This window comes from Bradyrhizobium sp. CSA207, from assembly GCF_029051685.1.
In the GTDB taxonomy this organism is placed as follows: Bacteria; Pseudomonadota; Alphaproteobacteria; order Rhizobiales; family Xanthobacteraceae; genus Bradyrhizobium.
On the sequence record NZ_JAACFT010000038.1, the window covers coordinates 72,383 to 81,800 of the forward strand.

10 protein-coding genes and 1 pseudogene are annotated in these 9,418 nt (G+C 58.6%); 4 read left to right on the forward strand and 7 right to left on the reverse strand.

Annotation, left to right across the window (positions count from 1 at the left end):
- Positions 1-77: 77 nt before the first annotated feature.
- From GWG65_RS33060 to GWG65_RS33080, 5 genes are read right to left on the reverse strand one after another with little or no spacing between them, the layout of a single operon-like run.
- On the reverse strand, positions 78-695 hold the full coding sequence (locus tag GWG65_RS33060) for a UPF0149 family protein (RefSeq protein ID WP_275199677.1): 618 nt from the start codon (positions 693-695) through the stop codon (positions 78-80).
- Positions 696-724: 29 nt separating this feature from the next.
- Positions 725-868, reverse strand: coding sequence for a transposase domain-containing protein (locus tag GWG65_RS33065; RefSeq protein ID WP_275199678.1), 144 nt, complete (start codon positions 866-868; stop codon positions 725-727).
- Entirely contained in the window at positions 861-1,793 is a 933-nt protein-coding gene (locus tag GWG65_RS33070) for an IS66 family transposase (protein ID WP_275199679.1), read from the reverse strand. The genes GWG65_RS33065 and GWG65_RS33070 overlap by 8 nt, the downstream gene beginning before the upstream one ends.
- A gap of 50 nt (positions 1,794-1,843) precedes the next feature.
- Positions 1,844-2,197: an IS66 family insertion sequence element accessory protein TnpB gene (gene tnpB, locus GWG65_RS33075; protein WP_247388576.1), complete on the reverse strand. Its 354-nt coding sequence runs from the start codon at positions 2,195-2,197 to the stop codon at positions 1,844-1,846.
- Positions 2,194-2,643 carry a transposase gene (locus tag GWG65_RS33080; protein WP_275199690.1) on the reverse strand — a complete coding sequence of 150 codons (450 nt, stop codon included), beginning with the start codon at positions 2,641-2,643 and terminating at the stop codon, positions 2,194-2,196. The genes tnpB and GWG65_RS33080 overlap by 4 nt, the downstream gene beginning before the upstream one ends.
- Positions 2,644-3,395: 752 nt before the next feature.
- Here GWG65_RS33080 and GWG65_RS33085 point away from each other — a divergent pair.
- From GWG65_RS33085 to GWG65_RS33100, 4 genes are all read left to right on the forward strand, one after another.
- Positions 3,396-4,448, forward strand: a complete 1,053-nt coding sequence (locus GWG65_RS33085) for an extracellular solute-binding protein (RefSeq protein ID WP_275199680.1) — start codon at positions 3,396-3,398, stop codon at positions 4,446-4,448.
- 85 nt (positions 4,449-4,533) lie between these two features.
- Entirely contained in the window at positions 4,534-5,415 is an 882-nt protein-coding gene (locus GWG65_RS33090; RefSeq protein WP_275199681.1) for an ABC transporter permease, read from the forward strand.
- A complete protein-coding gene (locus tag GWG65_RS33095; RefSeq protein WP_275199682.1) occupies positions 5,405-6,205 on the forward strand; it encodes an ABC transporter permease in 801 nt (266 codons plus the stop codon). The genes GWG65_RS33090 and GWG65_RS33095 overlap by 11 nt, the downstream gene beginning before the upstream one ends.
- Positions 6,206-6,219: 14 nt before the next feature.
- The gene (locus GWG65_RS33100) at positions 6,220-7,314 is read left to right on the forward strand and encodes an ABC transporter ATP-binding protein (RefSeq protein ID WP_275199683.1); all 1,095 of its coding nucleotides are present in this window, start codon (positions 6,220-6,222) and stop codon (positions 7,312-7,314) included.
- 150 nt (positions 7,315-7,464) lie between these two features.
- Here the strand turns inward: GWG65_RS33100 and GWG65_RS33105 are convergent, their stop codons facing one another.
- Complete coding sequence (locus tag GWG65_RS33105; RefSeq protein WP_275199684.1) at positions 7,465-8,616, reverse strand: IS630 family transposase; 1,152 nt, start codon at positions 8,614-8,616, stop codon at positions 7,465-7,467.
- Between the two features lie 599 nt (positions 8,617-9,215).
- A pseudogene (locus tag GWG65_RS33110) lies at positions 9,216-9,418 on the reverse strand (IS256 family transposase); the annotation flags it as partial.

Here is a 9,418-nt window from a genome sequence, read left to right on the forward strand (position 1 = left end):
GGTTAGTGAGTCCATTAGCTTCGCCATCGGGTGAATGATCAAGTTAGTTGAATCACTTCGCGTGAGTCCCAATTCGGTCACCATGATCGTAACCGGTATGAGCTCCCACGTCTGCGGAAATCAGCAGGCGCGTGCGTAGCGGATCGGCATCCAGTGTTGGCGCGTGGCCTCGACGGCCGCTGGAATATCGGCGTAGGCGTTGCGCAGAAAGTCCACTGGTGGCGGTCCGACCGCGGACGGCCCTGATCGTCGCGGCAGTGTAGCAGGATGGGCAGAAGCAGTCCGTGATTGACGTTGCTGGCGTCCAGCAACGGCGCCCATGCCGATAGCCTGAGCCGCATCGCGGTGTAGAATCCCTGACACCAGGGTCCCAGATCGACATCGCCATTGGCTTTGCGCTGGTGCATCGGCTCGAACCGGTCGGGCGCGGTCGTAAGGACGTTGCTGATCTCGTTATGGCGCTGCGCGACGGCGGAGATCGCCGCGAACTCCGGAGTGCCACCGTGGTTGAAAGCATCGGCATCGATGGCGAGCAGCGGACAGATCCAGTCGAGCGGGCTCATCGACACTGGTCCGGCCACGATCGCGGCGACGTAGCCGTCGAGCATGGGCAGACTGGTGGCAGCAGGATGCCGATCGATGCGAGCCTGCAGCCATCGCTCAAGGGCCGCAAGCGGCATCGCGGCGGCGGCCATCGGTGACGATGCTTTAAGGCGACGTGGGCTCACGCGGCGGCCTGCGCAATGTGCTGGCGGGCCGCCTTCCAGTTCCAGGCGAGCAGCTCGTGCAGCTGATGGCTTTTGGTTCTCCCGGAAACGATACGTTCCAGCACGTCGGTCAGGTAGGCCTGCGGGTCGAGCTCAGGCATAACCATCCACCTGCAGAATGCCGGAAAAGCCCATTAATTGTCCGGCAATCTCCTCCCCGCGGCCGCCGGCGAATACGTAGGCAACGGCCGGCGGCGAGGGACCGCCCCATGGCCGGTCATCCATGGCATGCGCCCAGAACTGGCAGATGCGGGTGCGATGTCGTCCGGGATCGAGCACCGGCATCGGCGTCTCATCGCAGAACACGCGCGACGCGGCCTGAATCATCCGCAGCTGGAGCTCATAGAGGCTCTTGAGCCACCAGGCGGCACGCTTCACCCAGCCGGCGAGTGTTGCGCGGTCAAGATGGATGCCCTGGCCGGCCAGAATCTGCACCTGCCGATAGAGCGGCAGATACCAGGCGAACTTCGAGACCACCACGTGGCTCACCAGCGCGGTCGAGGCCATGCCGCTCTCGATCAGGCGCGGCAGTACCTTCGCCTGAACCACGCCATCGGTGCCGCTGCGGCAGCCATATTTGGGGCGGACCGTACGTAACACCCGCAGGATCGCCAGGATCACGTCCAGCACCTCGCTGACGTCCTCCCCAATCTTGTGAAGCTGGCCCTGGCAGCACGGGCACGCGGTCGCCTCCGGCTCCAGCACCTGCTCGCAGCGGGGCAGGTGCTTGGGCAGCGAACCGATGTTGCGGCGCGCCTTCTTCCGCAGCGGCTTGCCCAGCGGCTTCGCCGCAGCTGTATCGTCGTTGGCAGCTGCAGGCGGCGTGACGCCGGTCTCAAGATCGCCAAGCTCAAGCGCGAGCTGCTCGGCCACTAGTGCGGCAAGCCGCTCCGAGCGCTTCCCGAAGATCATCTCCTTGAGCGTCTGCATTGCTACGCGCAGCTTCTCGTTCTCAGCGTCAAGCGCAAGCACCATCTCGGTTAGCGCTGCTGGATCGGTCGGGAGAGCATCGGAGCGAATCGCCATGATCAAAAGATACATCCGCGCGCTACAGGCTCCAGCGAAATCCTCACCTCTCAGCCGACAACCGCCGGCTGCTTCACAGGCTTGGGTGAGACACGCGTCCATTCAAGCCCGTCGAGCAGCATCGCGAGTTGCGTCGCACTCAAATGCACAACGCCGTCGCGGATCGGCGGCCAGGTGAAGCGCCCCTGGTGCAGCCACTTCGTCACCAGCACCATGCCGCTGCCGTCCCACGCCAGAAGCTTTACTCTGTCCGCGCGCTTGCTGCGGAACACGAAGACGTCGCCGCAATACGGGTTGGCACGTAGCGCTTCGCTCACCAGCGCCGACAGGGTGTGCACCGACTTGCGAAAGTCGACCGGCTGTGCCGCCAGAACCACCTTAAGGTCTGACCGTAGCGCAATCACCGGATCCCTCGAAGCGCCGACAGCACCACCGAAAGCGTCGCCGGATCCACTCCCGGCTCGACGCGGATGCGCGCCCCGTTCATCTCGATCTCGACCACTCCACAGACCTTGGCCTGCGGTGCGGCAATCTCCAAGGGCTTCATCTGTACCGGCGAAATACACTCGGACGCGCCAGATCTCCCGCCATCGCTCTCGGCACCAATTTGGATCGGCACGAAGTTCTGGGCTTTGCCGGCCACCGTCGCCGCAACCTGGCGTCGCCACACTGTGAGCAGTCCGCGGGAAACGCCATTGCGCCGCGCCACCTCGGAGATGTTCGCACCCTCCTCAAAGCTCTCCGCCACGATCCGGGCCTTCTCCTCGCTGGTCCACCGTCGCCGCCGGCGCTCCCCGGTGATCACCTCAACGCGACGATAAGAGTCGCCTTCCTGCCTGGCATCAAACATGGCATTTGCCATCGCTTCACCTCCACCCATCAGCTCATGCCAGGTTGTATCTCAAGCGAGCCGCGCGATGACGAGGTGGAGGTCTCATGCCGCTTACACCTAAGGCGACGAGCGCGGCCGGCCGAAAAGCAAATTCAGGCGGGATGCAACTCCGGGCTGAGCCCAGCTCATGGACCTCGCTGGAGCGCAGATAGAGCGTCAATCGGATTCTCATGTAGAAAATCGTCGCAATAAGCCCAACCAAAGTAGAATTTCGGCACAGCCGTGCCAAAAATTCAAGAAAATCGGCCGACCTCTGATGATATTGACGTAACAATGAAATCTTCCGTTGGTCGACGATCACGGTTCGGAGCGCCGAGGAGCGAGGCTCAGGAGCCATATGGTGTAAGGCTTATTTAGGCGAGCGCGATCCACGTTGCGCGGTGATTCAATGGCCGTGGTCGATAGAGTGTGCAAATTTGTTCGCAGGGGTGATGGCGGAAGGTGAGTATTGAAGCGGTTCCTGCTGAGAACGAGGGCGGGCGAGTCCGGTTGATTGTTGGCCTGGCGGGTGTGCGCCTGGGGTGATGGTGGCTGCGATCACTGATGTGAACTCCGGGCGCGGATGGCTGAGCCTGTGCCGACTCTGTGCGCGGTCGTTCCGCGGGGCGGGGCGATATAACATTCCCCGTCGAGTTCGGCATCCCGTGACGATCGGCGGCGGCACCTAGCGGCTTGCGGTTGGTGATAGAGCGCAACAGAGGAGATCGGGAATGAAAAGGCGCGAATTCTTGAAAGTGGCGACAGTGGCTGCGGCTGGCGTTCTGGCCGCACCCTACGTTCAGGCTCAATCGAAGAAATTTTCTGGGATCACACTGCGTGTAAACGGATTCGGCGGTCTCTACGACGAAGCCTTAAGAAAGGCTGTGGCTGCGCCGCTCGAGGACAAGTGCGGACTAAGGATCCAATTCATCGCCGGCGCAACCTCAACGGATCTCGTTAAGCTAATCGCAAACAGGGATAATCCTCCATTCGACATGTTTATGGCCGATAGTCCTTACATGGTTGAACTCCTTAAGGCGGGCATGATCCAGGAGGTCGGGGCGTCAGACGTTCGCAACGTCCAACGGATACTTCCTGGGTTTCGCGAATTTGGCGACTATGGCGTGCCGTTCAGTGTCGCGGCCGTCGTCCCGGTGTACAATTCGAAATACATCAAGCAGCCGCTTGCCTCGTACTCCGATATTGCCCGTGCTGATCTCGCTGGTCGCGCAGTCATTCCGGCTCCCACTTTCGATACCAGCAGCCTATATTTGCTTGGCCTAGCCGAAGAAAATGGCGGCTCAATCACAGATATGGCGCCGGCATACAAGGTCATGGCAGCGGCGAAGCCAAACATCGTCGCGCTCGCGCAGGCAACGGTCGCCGAGTTGCAGATGTTCCAAAACGAAGAGGCGTATGCAGGGTTTTTCTGGGACGGTCGCGCTCACGAATTGCGCACTAAGGGCATTCCCATTGTGACCGTTGTTCCACCTCAAGGCGTTTACTCAATTACCACTTACATCAACCTCATCAAGGGTATGAAATATCCGGAAGCTGCGCACGCTTATGTTGAGCAACTGCTCTCTGATCAAGGCATGCTCGCCTTACCCCAGGCGCTTCGCGAGAGTGTAACGACCGATGTCGATTTGCCCGAAGAGCTTCGCAGAGACCTCTTGTTCAATTCGCCGCAGCGCAATGCTCTGAAAAAGAAGATCGACTGGCAAGTGTGGATCACAGATCGCAGCGCCCGGATCGAGCAAGTCAATAAAATCATCCGAAGCTAACTGGATCGTTACTCCTCAGCGCTTCGTGTGGCGTGGTGCGCGCAGTGGCCGTTGTGCATTCAGCAGAGGTATTAAAGGTGCCGCCGTGAAGCACTCCGTCTTGAGTCGCCGTATCGTAAATCCAGCGCTTTTGCTGGCCCCGATGGTGTTGCTTCTTGCCGGCTTTCTCGTCGTGCCAGTTTTAGGATTGTTGCGATCAAGTTTTCTGCCCGGCAGTCATCTTCTCGAAGGGGGCGGTTTCAGCCTGCAGCAATATATTCGGTTCTTTTCGGATTCTTATTATTCCTCTGTGTTGTTGGAGACATTCATTGATGGATTCGCTGTAAGCCTAATCTGCTTGCTGGTCGGCTTCCCTGTTGGATATTCACTCGCTCGTCTGCCGCCTCTGGAGCGGCGATGGCGGACGATTATCGCGATCATGCCGCTGACGCTTAGTCTGGTGGTCATTGTATTTGGCTGGCTCATCGTCCTTGGGCGCAATGGAGTAGTCAATTCGCTCTTCATAAGTCTCGGCATTTTTTCCTCGCCAAAACAGTTTCTTTTTACCCGACCTGCTGTGCTGCTAGTCCTGGTGCAGCAGTTCGTTCCGTTCATGATCTTGTCTGTCATGAGCGTCGTCACTCAAATACATCCGGTTCTCGAACAGGCGGCCGCAAATCTACGCGCTAATCGCTTCACGACCTTCCGAAGAATTATCATTCCTCTCGCGGTCCCTGGCATTCTTGTTGGCTTTAATCTCGTCTTTGTGCTGTCGATTTCAGCCTTCGTCACCCCTCGCCTGGTTGGCGGAGCTCGCATCGCGATGCTTGGAAGCCTCATCTATGAGCGCATCATGTCAGAGCTGAATTGGCCATCAGGCGCAGCAATGGCTTTCGTGCTGTTTGTGAGCGGATTCGGGTTCACAGCGGCGATAAACGCCCTGATTGCCTCACGTTTGATCGCCGGAGGGAAACGCTATGCGGTCTGATTTCATTGATGATGCGATGGCGGCTTCCGGCGCACTCATTCGTGCCATTGTGTATACGATGCTCGCGCTACCGGCGGTGCTGGTGATCGCCCTATCGTTCACCAGCGGCGACACAATGAACTTCCCTCCAACTGGCTTTTCGCTGCGCTGGTACCAAAAGGCTTGGGAGAATGAACTGTTCGTGACAGCGCTCTGGACCAGCACCTACGTTGCGGTACTCGTTGCCATCATCGCGCTGGTGATTGGCTTCGCCGGCGCATTTGCTATGAACCGATGTTCATTCGCGGGGAAAACATTCCTCCAAGGACTCGCCTTCTCGCCATTGATTGTCCCAGCTGTCGTGCTCGGCATCGGGCTCTTACAGCTCTTCGTGTGGCTCGGTCTTACACAGACCATCTATCCCCTGATCATTGGCCATCTCGTTCTTGCGGTACCCTACGTTGTGCGAACCATTTTAGCGAGTCTTTCCTTGCATGACCAACTGCTCGAGCAGGCGGCAATGAACCTTCGAGCGCCGCCGTTACAGGTGATACGACGCATTACTCTGCCACTTATCCTGCCCGGCCTGCTTTCTGCTGCGATCTTCGCGTTTGTGACGTCGTTCGGCAACGTGACCGTCTCCATGTTCCTCACTTATGGCGGGAACGTGACTTTGCCCGTACAGATCTTCGCTTATGTCGATACGAGCTATGACCCACTCGTTGCGGCAGTATCGAGCATTATGATCATTGTGACATTGATCGTCATACTGACGATCGAGCGCCTTATCGGCGCAGAAAGGTTAGCGTAGTGCGAGGAGGGGACATGCGAGCTTTGTCGAAAGAGCACGAAAGCGCCATGCATCGAGCCGAGGACTATGTTGTCGAGCTGCGCTCCGTTTCAAAGCAATATGGTGAAACGGTTGCCGTTGCGAATGTCTCGCTGAGTGCGCGTCGTGGCGAACTGGTTTGCTTCCTTGGACCATCGGGCTGCGGCAAGACAACGACCTTGCGTATGGTCGCTGGGTTTGTAGAACCGACCTCCGGAATGGTAAGCATTAATAACATCGACATGACCCATCAGCCGCCCTATCGGCGGGATACCGGTATGGTGTTTCAGAGTTACGCTTTGTTCCCACATATGACCGTAGCAGAAAACATCGCATTTGGTCTGGAAAATCTGAAGTGGCCCCGCCATAAGCGTGAGCAACGCGTTGAGGAGATGCTCAGGCTCGTCGAACTGCCTCATTTGGCTCAACGGTTGCCGGGTCAACTTTCTGGCGGCCAGCAACAGCGGATTGCACTCGCACGCGCGCTGGCAATGCGACCGGCAGTACTCCTTCTTGATGAGCCATTCTCAAACCTCGATGCGCAACTGCGGATCCGTATGCGGGAAGAATTGCGAGAGGTGATCCGGAGTGTCGACGTTACTACCCTGTTTGTAACACATGACCAGGAAGAAGCACTTACCATGTCAGATCGCATTGTGGTCATGAACGCCGGCCAGGTCGAACAGCTGGGTACACCCGGCGAGATCTACGAAGCGCCGGCGACGTCATTCGTCGCGCAATTCATCGGCTGGTGTTCTTTGCTGAGGGGAACGGTCGGACCGGATGGCGCCTTCACGTCAACTGCGGGCTTGCGTCTGGTAGGCAATTGGAGCGCTGGGCCTGGGACGGCCGTGATCCGTCCCGAACAGATAAAGCTCTCGACCGATGGCGCCGCTGGGGTATACCTACAGGCCCGCGTCCTTCAGTCCAACTATTACGGAGGAGCAACACGGATCGTGCTTGATGTCAATGGAGAGCAACTAACGATGCAGGAGCGTTTTCCGTTTGGACGCCATCCGAAGCCTGGTGATCTACTCGGCGTCACTATCAACACGAACGAAATCCGCATCCTTCCCACGAACGATTCGTAAGAGATTCGGAGCCGTCAAGTAGAGTTGCTCCTCTTCGTGCCGATTCTAGTTCACTCCGGGCAGCAACAACTGCACAAAGTGGGTGGCTGAGTTCGCGCTGATCTCAGCGGGCGCGACACCTAGGTCAGCGTTTCCTTGGTTCGAATCCTATCAGGCGGCGTCGGCGAGTTTGTATGACCACGTGTGGATGACGGGGTGGCGATTGACGTCGTCGATGCCGGCCATAATGCGCTCTTTGAGCTCGTGTTTTGAGGCGACCCGGATGTGGCGCAAGACCGAGCGGGCGAATTTGGAGAAGAAGCCCTCGATGAGGTTGAGCCACGAACCATGCCTGGGCGTGAAGGTAAACTCGAAGCGTCCAGGCGGTCGAGCGTCGAGCCAAGCTGTTGTTTCTCTCGATATGTGCGCAGAATGATTATCGAGGATCAGCCTGATCGTGGTGCCGGCCGGATAAGCGGCGTCGAGACGCTTGAGGAATTCGATGAACTCCCGGCTGCGGTGGCGGTCTCTGACCAGCGCGTGGACCTTCCCGGTAAGCAGGTCGATTCCGGCCAACAGGCTCAGCGTGCCATGACGTTTGTACTCGTAATCCCGCGCAAAGGTGGCGTGGACGCCGGGCTTGGGCGGCAAATCGGGTGCTGTCGTTGCGATGGCCTGGATTCCCGGCTTTTCGTCGTAGGAAACGATCGCCACTCGCTTGATGGCTTTGCGCGACTTGGCGGCGGCTTTTTTCAGAACCCGGACCTCGCGATAAACGCACAGAACCTCCGCCATCTTCTGCTCGAACTCGGCATCGCGACGTTCCAGATAGTAGCGCACCTTGTGCGGCTTGATTTCCTCCTGGCCGAGGATCTTGCACACCGTGCCTTGAACGAGCTTTGCGAGACATTCGTGCCCCGACGTCGGTCCGTGCTCGCGTGCGTGACGTGCCAAAAGCCGCGTCGTCCACAACCCATGCGGATAGCCGTGCTCCTTGGCCTTATCGCACGCCAGCGACACCAACCAGGCTTTGGCCTCCGGCGTGATGACCGGTTCTTTGCCCGGCCGTGGTCGATCCTCGATGGCCGCCAGCGGCCCATAGCCCAGCGCCCGCTCCACGCAGCGCTGAACCGTTTGATGGTGGACCCCGACGCTTTGCCCCACCGCACAGAACGAAGGATTCTCGCGATAGGCCAACAGCATCTGCGCCCGCGATACCCGGCCCGCCGGCTCGGTCCGCGACCGCGACCGCGAAAGAGCCGTCAATCTTTCAATCTCTTCGTTCGTCATTGCCAATTCGACTGCTCGCCGCCATCCTGCCATGATGTCGCTCCTCGTTTCGCCAACCGCAAAACAAGGAATCCGCCATCAACCCATAGGTTCCATGATGCAGGTTTCATGGAATCGATCGTCTAGTTCCTTGCTGGCTGCAAGAGCACTACGAACGCGCGCGGCGGGATGAAGGAAGGCGACGCGAAGTACGAGCTTAGCGAAACGGTTCTCGTTACGCCGAATGGCGTCGAGACTCTGACCAATCTCGAAAGGAGCTCCTCTCGTCAAGGAGCAAGAAGAGACTACGAGACGATAGGGACAATTGTTCTACGATCGTGCCTAGGTACAGAACGCCGCTGCTCTGGGAGGCTAATAGTACCTGATGATCGGACCCTCCTTCAGAACGACGCTAGCCTCTGTTCTATCCCTGTCGAGAAGGAGGTCCGGAAGCTCGGAACATTTCAGTTTCAGGTCAAGTATAAAGGTCATCGGCCTTTAGGCGAGAAAGTGATTGATGGCGACAAGATCGCAATGCGCGTACGGGCGTCGCAGACCGGCGCGCCGGCCGCTACCGAAATATTTGCCACGGGAATGCCTTTTCTATCCGATGCCTGGAGCTATCGCCAAATTTTGGTGACGTCCGGGGCCGGTCAGGCGGCGGCGGTTGCGGGCTGACGGTCGGTCGGCTTGGCGATGACCTCGATGCCGTCGTTGAATGTCACACCAAGAACGAGTTTTGGCAACTGGTTATGACCGTCGAGACGACGCCAGGTTCTCTGCGCGCCCTCGACCAGTTTGAAGACCATCGCGAGCGCCGTCTTGTTGGATAGACAGCCCTTCGATCGGATCGTGC